Annotated in this window: 12 protein-coding genes; all 12 read left to right on the top strand. The window is 64.6% G+C overall.

Translation table 11 applies throughout. From position 1 onward, the window contains the following. Position 1: 1 nt before the first annotated feature. Positions 2 to 1,777 carry a prenyltransferase/squalene oxidase repeat-containing protein gene (locus J3R75_RS15800; RefSeq protein WP_307263521.1) on the top strand — a complete coding sequence of 592 codons (1,776 nt, stop codon included), beginning with the start codon at positions 2 to 4 and terminating at the stop codon, positions 1,775 to 1,777. Further along, a complete protein-coding gene (locus J3R75_RS15805) occupies positions 1,774 to 3,234 on the top strand; it encodes an outer membrane protein assembly factor BamB family protein (RefSeq protein ID WP_307263525.1) in 1,461 nt (486 codons plus the stop codon). Before J3R75_RS15800 ends, J3R75_RS15805 begins: the two co-directional genes overlap by 4 nt. 30 nt (positions 3,235 to 3,264) lie before the next feature. Continuing rightward, positions 3,265 to 3,936, top strand: coding sequence for a hypothetical protein (locus J3R75_RS15810; RefSeq protein ID WP_307263528.1), 672 nt, complete (start codon positions 3,265 to 3,267; stop codon positions 3,934 to 3,936). Further along, complete coding sequence (locus J3R75_RS15815) at positions 3,929 to 4,135, top strand: hypothetical protein (RefSeq protein ID WP_307263531.1); 207 nt, start codon at positions 3,929 to 3,931, stop codon at positions 4,133 to 4,135. The genes J3R75_RS15810 and J3R75_RS15815 overlap by 8 nt, the downstream gene beginning before the upstream one ends. 5 nt (positions 4,136 to 4,140) lie before the next feature. Next, on the top strand, positions 4,141 to 4,689 hold the full coding sequence (locus J3R75_RS15820; protein WP_307263534.1) for a 4Fe-4S binding protein: 549 nt from the start codon (positions 4,141 to 4,143) through the stop codon (positions 4,687 to 4,689). Continuing rightward, on the top strand, positions 4,686 to 5,921 hold the full coding sequence (locus J3R75_RS15825; RefSeq protein ID WP_307263536.1) for a 4Fe-4S binding protein: 1,236 nt from the start codon (positions 4,686 to 4,688) through the stop codon (positions 5,919 to 5,921). The genes J3R75_RS15820 and J3R75_RS15825 overlap by 4 nt, the downstream gene beginning before the upstream one ends. Next, positions 5,918 to 7,660 (top strand): outer membrane protein assembly factor BamB family protein, encoded by a 1,743-nt coding sequence (locus tag J3R75_RS15830; protein WP_307263538.1) that lies wholly within the window; start codon positions 5,918 to 5,920, stop codon positions 7,658 to 7,660. Before J3R75_RS15825 ends, J3R75_RS15830 begins: the two co-directional genes overlap by 4 nt. Further along, positions 7,650 to 10,661, top strand: coding sequence for an NAD(P)H-dependent oxidoreductase subunit E (locus tag J3R75_RS15835; protein WP_307263540.1), 3,012 nt, complete (start codon positions 7,650 to 7,652; stop codon positions 10,659 to 10,661). The genes J3R75_RS15830 and J3R75_RS15835 overlap by 11 nt, the downstream gene beginning before the upstream one ends. Further along, positions 10,658 to 11,794 (top strand): PQQ-binding-like beta-propeller repeat protein, encoded by a 1,137-nt coding sequence (locus J3R75_RS15840; RefSeq protein ID WP_307263543.1) that lies wholly within the window; start codon positions 10,658 to 10,660, stop codon positions 11,792 to 11,794. Before J3R75_RS15835 ends, J3R75_RS15840 begins: the two co-directional genes overlap by 4 nt. Before the next feature lie 4 nt (positions 11,795 to 11,798). Beyond that, positions 11,799 to 12,473, top strand: coding sequence for an ABC transporter ATP-binding protein (locus J3R75_RS15845; RefSeq protein ID WP_307263545.1), 675 nt, complete (start codon positions 11,799 to 11,801; stop codon positions 12,471 to 12,473). Positions 12,474 to 13,205: 732 nt separating this feature from the next. Next, positions 13,206 to 15,968: an FtsX-like permease family protein gene (locus J3R75_RS15850; protein ID WP_307263549.1), complete on the top strand. Its 2,763-nt coding sequence runs from the start codon at positions 13,206 to 13,208 to the stop codon at positions 15,966 to 15,968. A 49-nt stretch (positions 15,969 to 16,017) separates the two neighbouring features. Further along, entirely contained in the window at positions 16,018 to 17,307 is a 1,290-nt protein-coding gene (locus J3R75_RS15855) for an outer membrane protein assembly factor BamB family protein (RefSeq protein WP_307263551.1), read from the top strand. Positions 17,308 to 17,345 lie beyond the last annotated feature (38 nt).

The raw sequence follows: 17,345 nt of genomic DNA on the forward strand, positions 1-17,345 counted from the left end.
GATGACGCATAGCGCGAGCATCCACGAGCTGCGCGACGAGCTGCGGGACTACCGCCAGCACTGGCAGGAGAAACTGTTGGTGCGCCGGGGCGACGATGGTGCCTGGCACAGCGTGCTGTCCTCATCGGCGGTGTCGACGGCGACTGCCGTAGTGGCGCTGTGCCGCAAGGCGCCCGAGCGGCACGGCGCGCTCATCGGCCGTGCGCGCGCCTGGCTGGCGCAGACGCAGCTCGGTGATGGCGGCTGGGGCGATAGCCCGGAGTCGCCAGCGAATGTCACCGCGACGCTGCTGGCCTACGCTGCGCTACACAACGCGCCGGCGCAGGCCGATGCCGCGCAACGCGCCGCGCAGTGGCTGACGGCGCAGCTTGGCGGCGTCACGCCGGCGGCGATTCGCGCGGGCATCCTGGCCAAATATGGTCGCGACCGCACCTTTTCCGTGCCGATATTGGCCTTATGCGCGGCCAGTGGCCTGTTTGGCAGCGGCCGGGCAGCCTGGTCGGGCATACCGCGGCTGCCCTTTGAGTTGGCGGTGTTGCCGCAGCGACTGCTGAGCGTGATGAATGTGCAGGTGGTCAGCTATGCCATACCGGCGCTGATAGCAGTGGGGCTGGCGCAGCACGAGGCCTGTCACGGCGGGTTGACCTGGCAGCTGCGGCGGCCATCGATTGCGCCGGCGCTGCGGGTTTTGGCGGCCAAACAGCCGGCGTCTGGCGGCTTTTTGGAAGCCGCGCCGCTGACGGCGTTCTGCCTGCTCTGCCTCTGCGCGGCCGGGCGGGGCGGCCATCCCGTGGCGGCGGCGGCGGAGAATTTTCTGGAGCGGACCTGTCGGGACGACGGGTCGTGGCCCATTGACAGCAATCTCGATCAGTGGGTGACCGCGCTGGCCGGGCGGGCGCTGGCCGGCGTTCTTCCGGAGGCGGAGCGCCAGGCGCTGGCGGAACTCATTCGCCAGCGGCAGTTTGCCGACGTGCATCCCTTCACGGCGGCGCGGCCGGGCGGCTGGGGCTGGACGCCGTTGAGTGGCGCCGTGCCCGATGCCGACGACAGCGCCGCCGCGCTCATCGCGCTCCATGATTTTGTCGCCGCCGGCGGCGGGCCGCTGGCGCCGGTGGTCGTCCGTGGCTGTGAGTGGCTGCTGGCCTTGCAGAATCGCGATGGCGGCATCCCGACCTTTTGTCGCGGCTGGGGCAAATTGCCCTTTGACCGCAGCTGTCCGGATTTGAGCGCGCACGCCTATCGGGCCCTGAGCTGTTGGCAGGACGCTTTGCCGGTGGCGCTGCGCCGCCGCGTGGCGCGTTCGCGTGGACGCCTGCTGACCTACCTGTCGGCGCAACAGGGCGCGGACGGTTCTTTTGTGCCGTTGTGGTTTGGCGACCAGCAGGCCGACGACCTGCTGGCGCCCGTCTACGGCACGGCCGTCGTGCTCGAACATCTTGTCGGTATGGACAGCGCGATGACAACGCGCGCCCGTGACTACTTGCTGCAGACGCAGGGCGCCGATGGCGGCTGGGGCACCGCGCAGGGCACGCACACAAAGCTGATTTTCACCGCGCGGGCCCTGGCGGCCCTGGCCGGCTCCCCGGGCTGCGATGAGGCGCTATGCCGCGGCGTGGCCTACCTGCGCCCGTATCTGCAGGAGCGCCAGCCACTCCCGGTGGAGCCCGTGGGGCTATATTTCTCGCAGCTGTGGTATTCCGAGGAACTCTACCCGCTGGTTTTTTTGGTCCGGGCTTTGGAGCAACTGCACGCGCGAGCGTGTCGAAGGGACCTGTGAGCACAATTGCCCATAGCATACTCGTCATTTTTACCGGCTTGTGTCTGCTGACAGCCGTCGTGGGCATCCATGCCTACGTCAACTACAGCCCCGACCTCGGCCTGGTCTATGCCGAGCCCGGCCTGGATAACTCCGACCAGCGCCAGACGGCGACGGTCGCCGTAACCATCGGCGAGCATTTCGAACGCCTGTTGGCCGACGACGGCATTGCCTTCAGCGATGGCGAGCCCTGGCCGGGCTTTCGCGGACCGGCGCGTGACAACATTGCCGCCGCGGCGCCGTCGCTGCAGACTGACTGGGGCACCGACGGCCCAAGGGTGCTCTGGCGGCAGAGACTGGGCGAGGGCTATGCCGCGCCAGCGGTTGCCTATGGCCGGGTGTACGTGCTGGATTACCTTGAAGAGGAAGAGGCCGACGCGTTGCGCTGCTTCGTGCTCGCCGATGGTCGCGAGCTTTGGCGACGCAGCTATCGCAATCCTATGCGCCGAAACCACGGCAAGTCGCGCACTATCCCCGCTGTGGCGGCAAACACCGTGGTGACCCTCGGCCCCCAAGCGCATGTTATGGCCACCGACGCCAGCAGCGGCGAGTTCCTCTGGGGCAGCGACCTGGTGCGCGAATACGGCACAGAAGTGCCGCAGTGGTACGCCGGTCAATGCCCGCTGATCGATCACGGTGCGGTCATTCTGGCGCCGGCGGGGCCGGAACAGCTGCTGCTGGCTCGGGACTTGCGCAGCGGCGAGGTGCGCTGGCAGTTGGCCAATGTGCCGGGCCTGAAGATGTCCCATGGTTCTGTGGTGCCCATGCGCCTCCACGGCGTCCGCCAGTATGTCTATGCGGGCATTGGCGGGGTGGTCGGCGTTTCGGAGGCGGGCGAGCTGCTGTGGTTTTCGCGCGAGTGGCAGCCGCCCGTGTGGGCGCCGTCGCCCGTGCAGGTCGCCGACAACCGCATCTTCCTTACCGCCGGCTACGGCGCCGGTTCCGCGCTGCTGGAGATCGATTTGCAGGATGGTGCGTGGAGCACGCGGCAACTCGGCCAGTGGAAGGCCACGCAGGCGCCCGCCTGCGAACAGCAGACGCCGATATATTACCAGGGCATGCTGTTCACGATTCAGCCGAAGGATGCCGGAGCGCTGCGGGCGCAGCTGGTGGCGGCCGACCCGGCGCAGTTGCCGGCGGTAAGTGCCAGTTCCGGTCGCGAGCAGCGTTTTGGCATTGGGCCTTTTCTGGTGGCCGATGGCTGCCTGTGGATTGTTGATGACGACGGGCGGCTGTCGGTCTTCCGCTACCGCCAGGGGGCTTTTGAGCAGATCGCCAGCCATCGTGTTCTGTCTGGCGTGGACTCGTGGGGGCCCATTGCCATGGCTGACGGCCTGATGCTTGTGCGCGATGACAAGGCCATGGCGTGCATAGACCTCCGCCGCGAAACCCGATTGGCGACCCAAAGCGCCCAGTGACGCCGCACTCGCGGCCAACAGAGGACGACGATGGTAAAATTGAGCAAACTGCAAATGACGGCGCTGCTACTGGGCTGTCTCGTGCTCGCCGGCGGCGCCAGGCAGCTGTGGCGGGCGGCGACCGCGCCGCCGCCACCGCTGACGTCGGTAGTGCCGCCACCGCCGCCCACGCCGCCGCCGCGTGATTTTCCCGCGCCGCAGGCGCCGACCATCAACGGCCTGGAGTACCACTGCGATCGGGAGAATCGCCGGGTGTATGCGGTGAAGGCCGACACCGGTGAGATCGCATGGGTGTCTTATGGTGAAAGCGGTTGGCTTGTTCCCGGCGCGGCCTTCATGCTTGATGTCAGTCCGGAGAGCGAGTTGTGGGTGCTCAACCCGGGGCGGCGGCGCTTGGAACAGCTCAATCCGGAAACGGGCGACTACATCGCGTCGTGGGAGCCGCGGGAACCCCTGCCGGGCTGCTGTAACCCCGTACGCTTCGCGGCCATGAGTGGCGGGCGTTTTCTTACCATGGAAAAGGGGCGCCGGCAGGCGCGGCTGTATGCGCCGTCGGGTGACGTACTTAATGTGCTGGTGGCCAATTTGTCCGCATCGGAACACAACTACGTGCTGATACATAATGACGACCGTGTTTATATGTCTGATTTGCAGCCACTTAATGGCCGCGTGCGCCAGTGGGAGATCAATGTCCATGACTAGACGGGAACTACTCAAGAGTGGCGTGCGCGCGGGCTTGCTCGCGCTGATGAGCATCGGCGTTGCTCGGGCCTTGCGGCAGGCGGCGACGGAGCCGGCGAAAGACGGCGCGCGTCGCGGCTGTGAGGCACCGGGTGCCTGTGGCCGTTGCCGGCTGGCGGCGCGCTGTCTCCGCCAGCGTTCTGCGGGCAGGGGAGGGTGACGAGTATGGAACGACGCGATTTCTTCCAAAAAGCCCTGGCGGTGCTGTTGGCGCTGCCCTTTGTCGGTTGGCTGCGGCGTGGCAAAAGCGCGGGCGGGCCGCTGCTATGGCAGATTGATCCCAAAAAGTGTATCCAGTGTGGTCGCTGTGCAACGGAGTGTGTGTTGAAACCCTCCGCGGTCAAATGCGTCCATCAGTACGCCAGCTGCGGCTACTGCGAATTCTGCAGCGGCTTCTTTCATAATCAGTATCGGCAGCTGGATACCGGCGCGGAAAATCAGCGCTGCCCGACGGGCGCGCTGAAGCGCCGCTATGTGGAAGGGCCCTACTTCGAGTACACCATTGACGAGCAGCTCTGCAATGGCTGCGGGCGCTGCGTCAAGGGCTGCGCGGACTTTGGCAACGGGTCGCTGTTTTTGCAGGTGCGCCGGGACCTCTGCGTCAACTGCAACCAGTGCGGCATCGCGATGGCCTGCCCGAGCCAGGCCTTTGTGCGCGTGCCCCACGATCAGCCCTACCTCTACAAACACGCTCCAAAGGAGCCGGCCACATGATTTTCTTTGCGCAAATGCGATTTCCGCGGCCGGACTTCGAGGACTACGTCGAGCCGGCGATAAACCTTGAAACGCAGGTCGCCGACGACATCTACCTGCGACTGGCGGTGTTGGCTATCCTGCTGTTGTTCACGGGCTTGGCGGCGTATCGCTGGCGGTCCCGGCGGGTGCTGCTGCTGCTGTCGGCGCTGTCGTTGTTGCTGCTGGGTTTTGTGTTTTCGGCCTGCCCCTGTCCGGTGGGCATGGTCCAAAATGTGCTCGCCGGGTGGTTTACGGATTATCCGCTGACTTTGGGCGTGCTGCTGCTGTTTGTGCTGCCTTTGGCGGTGGCCTTGTATTACGGCCGGCTTTTCTGCATGGGCGGCTGTCCGCTGGGGGCGATGCAGGAGCTGTTGCATTTCAAGACCTTGCAGGTGCCGTTGTGGCTGGACCGTATTGGCCGGCAGCTCGCGTTGGCGCTACTCCTGGTTGGTGGCGTAACGGCGGCCAGCGGCGGGGGCTTTCATCTCTGTCATGGCGATCCGTACTTCGTGATCTTCAGTTTCGGCGTATCGTGGACGCATCTGGCCGTCGCCGGCCTGATGATTTTACTCGGCGTTTTTGTTTGCCGGCCCTACTGCCGCTACATGTGCCCCTACGGCGTGCTGCTGCGGCTTTGCGCGCTGGCGGCACCGCGGAAGATCGCCATCACCGGCGGCGACTGTATTTCCTGCCGGTTGTGCGAGCAGAGCTGCCCCAACGGCGCGATCGTCGCGCCGGAGCCACTGAAGGCTGCGGAGAGTCCTGAGCAGGGGCGACGGCGCCTGGGCTGGCTGCTGGCGTTGACACCCTACGTGATTATCCTCTGCGCTTGGGCTGGCTACAGCCTTGCCGGACCGCTGTGCGCTGTGCATCACGACGTGAAGTTGCTGCAGAGCCTTGACGGGAATCTGCGCAGTGATGCCACCGTGGCCTTTGCGTCATCAGGTCGGCCGCTGAGCGAGTTGCGCGACAGCGTTGCGCAACAGCGCCGGCGGATGCGCATAGGCCTGACCATCTCCGGTGCGATCGTCGGCTTGGCCATGATGCTCGAACTGATGGCCTTGAGTCGTCGCCGCTCGCCGGGACGGACCTACGAAGTGGACGCGGGCCTCTGCGTGGCCTGCGGTCGCTGCTACGATGTCTGCCCCGTGGAACACATGACCGTGAAACTTAGAAAGGCCTGCCCGTCTGCGGCAAAATCTGACGCATGAGAAAAGACCGACCACTGATCTATTTGTTGGCGCGCAACGCCGCCGGCATCGCCGCGGCATTTCTGCTGCTGCTGACGGCGCTGGTCGTCAGCGAACAGCGGCGCAACCACGTGTTGCTGCTGGAAGCCGACGCGGTGCTGACGACCATGCGCGAGCAGGTCAAGAGCCTGCCGGATGACGAGGCGGCGCTGAAAGTCGTCCGCGATCTCGATTATCTTTATCGCGATGGCTACTTCAGCAACGAACGGCGCCTGCGTCTGGGGATTGGCCTGGGCGGCTGCGCGCTGCTGATTCTCGCCGTTTGCGCCGTGGCGATGACGTTGTCGGCACCCGTGGAACTCAAGCGGCCCGCTGACGACAGCAAGGAGCGCTCGCTGCAGCTGCGCCGTTTGCAGCTGGCCACCGCCGCCAGCGTCGCGCTGCTGCTTTGCCTGGGCTTGCTCGCCTGGCGGGCCACGCGGCAAAACGCCGCCACTGCTGTTGGCGACGCAATGGGTGAGGTTGGTGGCGCTGGGGAATTAGGAACGGTCGCGGTCCTGGTCGCCACGCCAACCATCGCCGTGCCGGCGGCGGCGCCGCCGCTGGCTCTACCGGCGGCCCTGGCGGCGGGTGCGGGGCATTGGCCGGGCTTCCGCGGGTCGCTAGTGCCCAATGCGAATCGCCTGCCGCCGCATTTCCGGCTGCAGCGCGCCTGGGCGAGCAAAGTGCCGCTGACGGGCTATAATTCGCCGGTGGTCTGGGGCGACCGCATTTTTGTGTCGGGCGCGGATCGTCGCGAGCGGGCGATCTTCTGCTTCAGCCTGGCCGACGGCGCGTTATTGTGGCGCGTGGCCGCCGGGGCGCCGGCGGTCGTGCCGGAGGTCACTGCCGACACGGGCTACGCGGCGCCGACCATGGCTGTCGATGGCCAGCGCGCCTATGCCGTTTTTGCCACCGGGCAGGTCCTCTGCACGGATCACGAGGGCGCGGTGCTCTGGGAACGCAGCCTGCCTGAACCGAAGATACTCTACGGCTACGCGTCGTCGCTCCTGCTGGCCGGACCGGACCTGATTGTGCAGTACGACATGGAAGAAGAACAGACTTTGTACTGCCTGGACGTGACGACGGGCAAAGACCGCTGGGCGACGCCATGGCAGGCCGCGTCGTCGTGGTCCAGCCCGGTGCTGCTGGCCGACGAGCAACGGCAGGTGATTTTCGTCGCCGGCAACCGCAAGGCCGGCGGCTTCGACCTGGCCAGCGGCCGCCTGCTGTGGGAAAATTCCGGCATGGGGGGCGAAGTGGCCTGTTCGGCTGTCGCCGCCGACGGCACATTTTACTTTGCCAACAGCGGCGCCCTGGCCGCGGCTTTCGCTGCCGACAGCGGCGACATACTCTGGCGCAACGACAACGTGCCTATGCCTGACGTGGCCTCGCCGGTGGTCGCCGCCGGCGTCATGTACCTCTTCACCAGCGGTGGCAGCGTTATCACTCTTGATGCCAAGAACGGCGAGGAACTCTACGAGGAGAATTTTGACAACGGCTTTTATGCGTCGCCGGTGCTTGTTGACGGCCGGATTGTCGCGGTGAACATGGATGGCTTGCTGCTGGTAGTCGAGCCATCACGGGAGAGCTTCAAGGTTGTGGGTCGCTACGAGATCGGCAAAAAAGTGCTGGCGACGCCGGCGTTTGCGCAGCAGCGGCTCATTATCCGCAGCATGGACAACGAGCTTGTCTGCCTGGAGGCCGCCAATGGTCCATGAGCTCTTGCCGACACTGAATGCCCTGCAGCGCGAACACGGCTATCTGCCGCTGGCCGCCATGCAGCGCTATGCGGCTGCGAGCGGCCTGTCCATGGCGCGCATTTCTGCCGTGGCGACCTTCTTTTCGCGCTTTCGGTTGCAGCCGCAGGGGCGTCACCGCATCAACGTCTGCGTTGGCGCGGCCTGTCATGTCAAAGGCGCCGAGAGGGTCTACGCCGCGTTTCGCCGCGCTCTGGGGATCACGGGCACGAACGACACCGACGCCGACCGGCTCTTCACGGTCGATAAAGTCGCCTGCCTGGGCTGCTGCATGCTGGCAGTGGCCGTGCAGATTGACGACCACATCTACGGCTGGGTCGAGCCCGCCGATGTCGAGCAGGTCATCCGCGATTTTCTTGCGGAGCAGGCGCGCAAGCCCCGCGCCGTCGCGGCTGCGGTGACGGCGGCGGACGCGGCGGAGATCCGCGTCTGCCGTTGTTCGTCGTGCCGGGCATCGGGTGCGGGGGCCGTCTGGGCGGCGCTTTCTGAGGACATTTCGGCGCATGGCCTCCAGGTGCGCCTCAAGGACGTCAGCTGCACGGGCCAGTCTTACTCGGCGGTGCAGCTGACGGTAGCCGCCGCCGGCATGACCTTTCATTACAACCGGGTGCAACCGGCGGATGTCCCGGCCATCCTCCACGGCCATTTCAGTCCCGACGGGGCTCTGGCCAAATGGCGCTGGCAAGCCCATGGCGCTATTGACGCAATCTACCGCGGCGACCGCTGTCCCTGCCAGGAAAGCAAGCCGGACGCCTTCGCTGAAAAACAGTGCCGCGTGGTCACCGAGGGCAGCGCGGAAAATTCCCCAGCCGATCTCGCCGAGTACCGCCGCCACGGCGGTTTCGAAGCCTTTATACAGAGCCTGGCGCAGTCGCCGGACGAGGTGATTGACCGCCTGGTGCAATCTGGGCTGCGTGGTCGCGGTGGCGGCGGTTTCCCGACGGGCATGAAATGGCGTCTGGCGCACGACGCGCCTGGCGACTGTAAAGTGCTCATCTGCAATGCCGACGAGGGCGATCCCGGGGCATTCATGGACCGCATGCTGCTGGAGTCATTCCCCTACCGGGTCATTGAGGGCATGCTCATCGCTGCGGCGCTGTTGCCAGCGAAAATGGCCATCATGTACATTCGCGAGGAGTACGCCCAGGCCATTCGTATTCTGGAAAAGGCCATTGCCTGCTGTGAAGCCGAGGGCCTTTTGCGCCTTTTGGGTGGGGATTTCCAACTCAGGCTGTTCACGGGTGCCGGCGCCTTCGTCTGCGGTGAAGAAACGGCGTTGCTGGCGTCCATCGAGGGCTTTCCGGGCATACCGCGCGCGCGGCCGCCGTTTCCCACCCACGCGGGCCTCAATGGCCTGCCCACGCTGATCAACAACGTGGAGACTTTTGCCTGCGTGCCCTGGATCATGCGGCATGGCCCGGCGGCATTCGCCGCCCTGGGCACGAGCCATTCCGCCGGCAGCAAGACCTTTGCGCTGGCTGGCAAAATCCAGCGCGGTGGACTGATCGAAGTGCCCATGGGCATCTCCCTGCGGGAGCTGGTCTTCGCGATCGGTGGTGGCGTTGCTGATGGCCATGACTTCAAAGCCGTGCTTATCGGCGGCCCCTCCGGCGGCTGTCTGCCCGAAGCACTGCTGGACCTGCCGGTGGACTACGAGGCGCTCACCCAGGCCGGCGCCATCATGGGGTCGGGCGGGCTGGTCGTGCTTGATGAACGGGACTGCATCGTCGATATCGCCGCGTACTTCCTCCGCTTCGTGCGCGACGAATCCTGCGGTAAATGCACGTTCTGCCGCGAGGGCCTCAACCAGCTCTGCGACATGGTCGAAGAACTGACCCGCAAGAGCGACAGCCCGCACCCGGAGGCATTTCTGGACGAGATCCAGGCCCTGGCCGAAGACATCCAGCGCGGCTCGCTCTGCGGTCTCGGCCGCACGGCGCCCAATGTCGTGCTGACTGCTCTGCGCTACTTCCGCGCGGAATTTGTCGCCCACCTGGCTGGACAGTGTCCGGCAGGCAAATGCGTGGAGCTCACGCAGTTCGAGATCGGCGACGACTGCATTGGCTGCACCAAGTGCGCGCAGCACTGCGCGGCCGACGCCATTGCCTTCGCGCCCTTGGAAAAACACGTCATCGACCAGGAACGCTGCGTGAAATGCGGCGTCTGCCGGGACATCTGCCCACAGCACGCCATAGCCGTGCGCGCGGCGACGGTCAATGCCGCGGCGGTGGCAACGCCGGCGGCAGCGGCTCCGGAAGCGATTGCCGCTGCATCATCCTCATCGTCCTTGCCCCCGTCCTCACCGGCGAGTGTATCGCACGCGGTGATTGTGCTGGATGGCCGCGAGCTGCCCTTCGTTACTGGCGGGACCATTTTGTCGCATGCCCAACACGCCGGCGTGTCGCTGCCGACACTGTGCCACCACGGGGAATGCCAGCCGCAGGCGCGCTGCATGGTCTGCGCGGTATACGATTTGCAGCTCAGCCGTTTTGTGCCGGCCTGCGAGACCAGGGCCGTTGCCGGTCACGCCTACGAGAGCGACTGCGAGCGGGTGGCGCGCTTCCGCCGCCGGGCACTGGAGTTGCTGTTGAACCGCCATGATTTCCGTTGCGGCAGCTGCGCCAAACGCCAGAGTTGCGTGCTTCTGGATCTGGTTAAGCGCTATGGCGCCAAAAAACGCCATCGGCCGCAATTGACCAATGAGCGTGTTGAGTTGGCCAGCGGGCTGGTGATTGAGCCGGACAAGTGCGTGCTCTGCGGCCGCTGCGTGGGCCTGGCCGCGCAACTGGGCCTGCCCATGGGCTTCCAGCAACGCGGTGTGCGCACCCATGTCGCCGCCGCCCTCGGCGTCGCCTGGGATGATGCAGTCTGTGACACGGCTTCCGCACGGGCGCTGGCGGACATCTGCCCCGTCGGCGCGCTGCACATGGCCAAAGCCGCCGGAAAGGACGGCGTTGAATGACCATCAATATGTTGAACTGCAGTAAATTAGTGACAACGAAAATCGTTGTTTTAGCAGTCATTTCCGTCAGTCTGCTATTGTCGTCTTGCCGGCCGGCTGCCGATGGGGGCAGTGCGGGCGATGACGCGGCGCGCATGCGGGTGCAGAGCGTCCAGACCGGCCAGGTGCTGGGGCCGCCTGCGCTCATTGCCGACGAGGTCGTCGTCGGTACCGCCGATGGCCGGGTGTTCTTCATGCGCGGCGATGGTATCTATCTGAAGCTAAGTGATTTCGCCATTACTAGCGCGGTGCGGCGCGTTGACGATCGTTATTTTGTCGGCGACGAAGACGGCGTCCTGCACTGTTTTGCTGCTGACGGGACGATCCTCTGGCGCTTCAAGACGGACGGGAAGATCATGGGCGCAGTCGTGGCCTGGCGCGACCTGATCCTTGTTGGCTCCTACGACCAGGTGCTTTACGCTTTGGCGGCCGCCGATGGCGGCGTGCGCTGGCGTTGCGAGACCAAGGGCTTCATCCACGGCAGCGCGACGCTGGATGAAGAGCAAGGATGGATATTCTTGGGCAACTGCGATGGCGTCTTGCGCAAAATCAGTGCCGCTGATGGCAGCGTCCTGGCGGAGATCGACTTGGAATCGCCCATCCCCGCCAGCGTGGTCTATGCCGACGGCCACTGTTACCTGCTTACTCACGACGGTGATTTGCTCTGCGTGGACGGCGCGACCATGAGCACCCGCTGGCGCAGCGCTACCGGCGGCGACGCGACGTCGGCGCCGCTGTTGCTCAAAAACGCCGTGCTGACCTGCTCATCCGCCGGCGAGGTGGCGGTCTTTGACCGCGAGAGCGGGCAAGAGCAAAAACGCCTACCGGCTGACCTGCGGCTGGCGCCGCTGGCGGCATTCAGCGCCGACGTGGCCTGCGGCCTGAGCAAACGCGGCAAACTCTATCTCTTTCCGGCCGTGCACAAGTATGACACGTTGCCGCTGGAAGACTTTCAATGCGACGTGGAGAACGCGCCTGTCGCCGCTGAGGGCGTCATTGCCTTCGCCGATGACCACGGCGGCGTCTGGCGACTAGAACTGCCCCCGGCATTTGTGCGCACGGTGCTGAGCGGCGGCGGAAACGACAAGGACTGACCCCATGGCACTCGAAGTCAAACACTTGGCCAAAGTTTTTTCGCATGCCGGCGGCGATGTGCAGCTGTTTAGCAACCTGTGTTTCAGTGTGCCGGACGGCGGCAGCGTCGCCTTGGTCGGGCCATCCGGCAGCGGCAAGACCACGCTGCTGCGCCTGATCGCCGCGCTGGAAACGCCCAGCGCGGGCAGCATCGTCGTCAATGGCCAGGATGTCACCGCCCTGCGTGGTGAGGCCGCCCGGCGCTTCCGCCGGCAGAACATCGGTTTTGTTTACCAGGAACACCGGCTGCTACCGCAACTCACCGCGCTGGAGAATGTGTTGCTGCCGACCCTGGCGGAGAAGACCGCACGCAAGGCCAGCGACTTTTGCGACGAGGCCCGGCGGCTCCTCGCGGCTGTGGGCATGTCGCCACGCGAGACATTTTTCCCTGGTGAGATGTCCGGTGGCGAATGCCAGCGGGTGGCGCTGGCGCGGGCTTTGATCCTGCGGCCGACGCTGTTGCTGGCCGACGAGCCGACTGGCCAGCTTGATGCGGCGCGCGTGGAGCAGCTCCTGGCGCTGTTTCAGCAGATTAACCGCGACGAAGGCGTGACCATTGTCATGGCCACCCACAGCCGCCAGGCCATGAATTTCATGAAAGAACAGGTCGTCCTCCGCCAGGACGATGGCAGAAAATAGGGGAAAATAGGAGCGAATAGCAGCAAACAGAAGCCCCCGGGCGCCCTGGCGGGGCGCCGTCAACGTAGCCCCGGGCGCGGCCCGGGGAATGAGAAGCAATAAAACGTATGCCCTGGCAGGGCATTTCAACAACAATCATCATGCATTGCGGGACTGTCCTTGAGGTGCCCTTACAGGGCACTGAAGGTAACGGCGTTGTCCCCCGGCCTACGGCCGGGGCTACGATGAAGAAGCCCCTCCGGGGCTGCTAAAAGAGGAGCCCACGGTGTCACAGTTCATATTATTCCTTTTAGACCTTTGTCAACTAATCACTTAGGAGTCGTTCATTAATTACGTTTACACTTTTCAATGCAAACGCTCTTTGCCGAAATGCCGTGCCATTGGTCAACGCAAACGCTCTTTGCCGAAATGCCTTGCCATCGGTCAATATTTCCCTCGCCGCGAAGCGGCAGAAGCGCTGAAAGCGCGAAACATACCAGCCCAGGGCAAGCACGCTGAAAGCGTGCGCCGCCCTGGGTATAACGGCGACAATGTTCGTGTTCCTAGGCCCCTTTGGCCCCAGTCGGCGAAGCTGACTGGGGCCAAAGGGGCAATGGAACTCACTTTTCTTGCTTGCACTATCGCACCCTTGCAGGCTGCTTTCGCGAGGATAGACGCCTTCAGCGGCCGTGGGTATAGTTGTAAATGTTATTATCGAACAGCTCCTTATCCCAAGTCTTTTTTACTCAACTTATGACCCGATTTACCCTCTTCATCCGCAATGTGCGATATTATGGCCGGCAGTGCCTGCTGCTGGTGCTTGGCGCCATGCTGGTGTCTGGGGTAATAAGCACGGCGCTGTACCTGGGCGATTCGGTGGAGTGGACGTTGCGGCAGCGCGTCGAACAGCGCCTGGCAGGGGTGCGGTCGGTCGCGCAGTGGGACGGCGTCCGTCTGGCGCCGGGGGCGATTCTGCACACGCGCGGCTTCGTGCAGACAGCGGCTGGTCGGGCCAGAGCGATTGCGGTCTATGGTCTTGACGACCAGGCCGCCGCCGGCCTGGCTGACCGCGAGGCCTTGGCCAACCAAGCCCTGCTGGATTTCCTCGGTGGCGAGGCGGCCACCGCTGCCGGCGACCTGGTCATACGCGTGCAGACCATGCCCGAAATCGCTGCGGAGAGCATGCCCGGCCGACCTGGCCGGATCCGTCAGCTGCGGGTCAATCTGAAAGGCCTGTTGCCGACGCCGTTCCGGGATTTTTCGCTGGAGGACAGCCAGAACGCCCCGCTCAATCTCTTTCTGCGGCGGTCGTACCTGGCCAGCAGTCTGGAATGCGCGAACGGCGGCAATCTCGCCGTCAGCGAAAAAAGCGCCGATGCGTTGCAGCACGAGTTGCAGAATGCGCTGACGCCTGAGGACCTCGGCCTCTTCTTTGCCGATATGGGCGGCCGACCAATCCTCAAAAGTCGGCGCTACTTCTTGCCGGAGTTCGTCGCGCCGGCCTTTCCGGAAGCCCAACCCGTGCTCAGCTGGTTTTTTGCCGAGTTGGCTGACGATGCGGCCAGTTTGGTCTACAGCTTCATCGCGGGTGTGCCGGAGGGGCTGATGCCGATACCGGCGGACGAGTGCTGGTTGCCTGCGCAGCTCGGCTTGCAGCCCGGCGCGGGGCCGGCGCGCTTGCGTTATTTCCAGACCGGCGCGTTTCGGGACATCATGGTTAGCGACGCGTCCTTTGCGCGTCTGCGGCTGGTTGATGACCGCGCCATCACGCGCGCCTTGAGCGCGGACATACCCGGCCTGACGGACTCGGCGAGCTGCTCGCAATGGGACGCACCCTTGCCGGTGGACCTCAAGCGCATCCGCGATGACGACGAGGCGTACTGGCGCGAGCATGGCGCCAAACCCAAAGCGTACATCGCGCTCAGTCGCGCTCAGGAGCTCTTTGGCGCCGATGCTCTCAGTGGCCTGTTGTTTCCCGCCGGGGCCGAGGAGGATGTGCTGCGCGTCCGGCTGACGGCCTTGCTGCGCGATGAGCCGGGCCTGCTGCATTGCTTTGAGCCGCGGGCGGATGCCCTCGCCAACGCGCTTGCCGGCGTGGACTTCGCCGCGCTGTTTCTCGGCCTGAGTTCGCTGGTGATGGCGTCGGCCTTGCTGGTGCTGATGCTGATGCTGCGCCTGCAGCTGCTGGAGCGGCATGGCGAAAGCGAGCTCTTTGCGGCCTTGGGCTTTCCGGCGAACTGGCTGCGCTGGGAGCTGGCGGTGGAGCTGGGGCTGGCGCTAGTCCTTGGCAGCGCGCTGGGCGTGCTGGCTGGCATGGCCGTCAGTGCACTGCTTCTGCAGGTGCTCGGCTGGGTGTGGGGCGACTTGTACGGCCTAAGCCGGATGATATGGCGCTGCGAAACGTCGTCCATTGCCGGTGCTTTCGCCGCATCGGCGTTGTTGGGCCTGGGCGCGCTGCTGCTGCTGTTGTGGCGGGAAGGGCGGCCGGCGTTTTGGCGGCGCCAGTGGTCGCGGCCTATGAGCGGCATCGCCGATCTGTCCTGGCGGACTGTCTGCCGGCGGCAGTCCCAGAGCCGGCCGCTGGTGGCTTTGCTGACGCTGGGCATTACGCTCACTCTTGCTGTCGGCGCCAATGCCATTCGCACGCGTGGCGAAGAGGGCTTCGGCTACCAGTGGCTGCTCAGTACGGCACTGCCTTTTACGGGGCCGTTGCCGGGTCAGGACAGCGGCAAGGTGCTGCCCATACGCGTGCACCTTGCCAGTCCGGCTGACTGCAGTAACCTCAGCCGGGTCAGCACCCCAAATGTCTTTGGCGTGCCTCTGCAGTGCCTGGGCGAGAACGCGCCAAAACTGACGCCCGCTGGCGCCGCCGCCGATCGCGGTGTGCTGCAGTGGATTCTCAAGGCCCGCCTCGGCGACAGCCTGGAATACGCTGGCGGCAGCGTCGTCCTTGAACACGCCTTTGCCGGGTCGGTTTTCCAAGGCGGCATTGTGGTTGGGGCGGACACTTTCCAGCGGCTGTTTCCCGATGAGCACGGCGCGGCCATGTGGCTGCTGCGTGCCGATGCCGATCTGCCGGCGCTGACGGCGGCGCTAGCGGACCACGGCGTCAGCCTGGAGAGCAGCCGCGAACGCATGGCGCGCTTTGACGCCATTCAGAACCGCTATCTGTTGCTGTTTCTAGCGCTGGGCGTGTTGGCCTTGCTGCTTGGTGTTGGCGCTATGGCGTTGGCCTTGGCACGGGCCATGGAAGAACGCCGGGATGAAATCGTTCTGCTGGCGGAAATGGGTTTTGCAAACCACCGCCTTGCCGCCATATTTTTTGTTGAGCAGCTGGTCTTGCTGGGCGCCAGCCTGGCGCTGTCGCTGATCCTGCTGGGCATTTTGGCGCTGTTCAGCGCCCTATCTTTGCGCCTTGTCTTCCTGGTCCTGTCCCTGCTCGTGCTGTTGTGGTCAGTGGGCGTGGTCATGGAAGTGTTGGTCCTTGTGCGCCGCATCACGAATCGTGTATCGTAATTGCCTCCTGAACCCAAAAGCCACCCCTCAACCAGAAAGAAAACTGCCTATGAAACATCTATGCAAAGCCATTCTTACTGCCGCGTTGTGTGCCTTGCCGTGGAGTGTGTATGCTGACGACGTTCTGAGCTTCCGTGGCGAGAATCGCCAGGGGCGCTATGACGCTGACGACGTTCTCAAAAGCTGGCCGGAGGGCGGTTTGGAGCCCGTGTGGGTTTACGATGGCCTGGGGGCGGGCTGGGGGTCGCCGGCGGTGGTCAGCCGCCGTGTCTTTATCAACGGCACGGACCCGTCGGACCCGACGATGGAGACGCTCACGCATCTGGGGCGCAAGGGTGAGGTGATCTGGCAAGTCAAGACCGGGCCGGTGTGGGCAAAATCCCATTCCAGCGCCCGAAGTACGCCGACGGTGGTTCCTGGCGCTGCGCGTGGCGAAGGTCTGATCTACGTGCATACGGGCGGCGGTACGCTACTGTGTGTGGCGGAGAAGGACGGCAAGGTGCTATGGCGGCAGGATGTCAGCGGGACCTACGAAGGTCGTCCTGGCAACTGGGGCTATGCCGAATCGCCGGTGGTGGTGGACGACAAGGTGTTTGTCAGCCCCGGCGGCCGCAAGGCGTCCATGGTGGCGTTTCATCGCCTGAGCGGCAAGGTCATTTGGGAAGCTGAGCCGATGGGCGACAGCAGCAGCTACGCCGCGCCGGTGCAGTGGAAAGATCAGCTCATCCAAGTTAGCGGCAAGAATGTCTTCGGCGTGGACATCCGGAACGGCGCCATCCGCTGGAAAATGCCGGCGAGCGCCGAGGGCAGCAAGGGTCGCAACGACATCAACTGCAACAACGTGCTGCTGGAGGACAATCGCGTGCTGGTGATCAGCGGCTATAACGACCCGGCGCTGATGTTCGAGATCGCCCCCAATGGCAACAGCGCCAAGATGGTGTGGACCAACGAGATACTGGACCCGCACCACGGTGGCGCCGTGCTGGTGGACGGCAAGATCTACAGCTCGACTTGGCTGAATAACAGCAGCGGCACTTGGGCCTGCGTGGACTGGGCTACCGGCAAGACCTTGTACGATACGCCGTGGGATAACCTCGGCAAGGGCTCCATCATCGCTCTGGATGACGACCTGCTGATTATGTACGAAGAGAAGCGCGGCACGGTCGCCCTGGCGCGGCCCAATCCCGCCAAACTGGACATTATAAGTTCCTTCCAGTTCCGCCTCGGCGCCAAAGAACACTGGTCGCATCCGGTGGTCAGCAGCGGCCGTTTGTACATCCGCCGCGGCAATGTCTTGGCCATGTACGACATCCGCGACAAGAACAAAGACAAGGACTGACCGCGCGGCGCCGCGCAGCGCCGGGGACCGGCAGCAAT

It is taken from the genome of Oligosphaera ethanolica (genome assembly GCF_030814695.1).
GTDB lineage: Bacteria > Verrucomicrobiota > Lentisphaeria > Oligosphaerales > Oligosphaeraceae > Oligosphaera > Oligosphaera ethanolica.

Excerpts from the sequence above, each read along its gene's own strand:
- J3R75_RS15800 (WP_307263521.1), top strand. The coding sequence starts at position 2 with ATGACGCATAGCGCGAGCATCCACGAGCTGCGCGACGAGCTGCGGGAC.
- J3R75_RS15810 (WP_307263528.1), top strand. The coding sequence starts at position 3,265 with ATGGTAAAATTGAGCAAACTGCAAATGACGGCGCTGCTACTGGGCTGT.
- J3R75_RS15815 (WP_307263531.1), top strand. The coding sequence starts at position 3,929 with ATGACTAGACGGGAACTACTCAAGAGTGGCGTGCGCGCGGGCTTGCTC.
- J3R75_RS15820 (WP_307263534.1), top strand. The coding sequence starts at position 4,141 with ATGGAACGACGCGATTTCTTCCAAAAAGCCCTGGCGGTGCTGTTGGCG.
- J3R75_RS15825 (WP_307263536.1), top strand. The coding sequence starts at position 4,686 with ATGATTTTCTTTGCGCAAATGCGATTTCCGCGGCCGGACTTCGAGGAC.
- J3R75_RS15830 (WP_307263538.1), top strand. The coding sequence starts at position 5,918 with ATGAGAAAAGACCGACCACTGATCTATTTGTTGGCGCGCAACGCCGCC.
- J3R75_RS15835 (WP_307263540.1), top strand. The coding sequence starts at position 7,650 with ATGGTCCATGAGCTCTTGCCGACACTGAATGCCCTGCAGCGCGAACAC.
- J3R75_RS15840 (WP_307263543.1), top strand. The coding sequence starts at position 10,658 with ATGACCATCAATATGTTGAACTGCAGTAAATTAGTGACAACGAAAATC.
- J3R75_RS15845 (WP_307263545.1), top strand. The coding sequence starts at position 11,799 with ATGGCACTCGAAGTCAAACACTTGGCCAAAGTTTTTTCGCATGCCGGC.
- J3R75_RS15850 (WP_307263549.1), top strand. The coding sequence starts at position 13,206 with ATGACCCGATTTACCCTCTTCATCCGCAATGTGCGATATTATGGCCGG.
- J3R75_RS15855 (WP_307263551.1), top strand. The coding sequence starts at position 16,018 with ATGAAACATCTATGCAAAGCCATTCTTACTGCCGCGTTGTGTGCCTTG.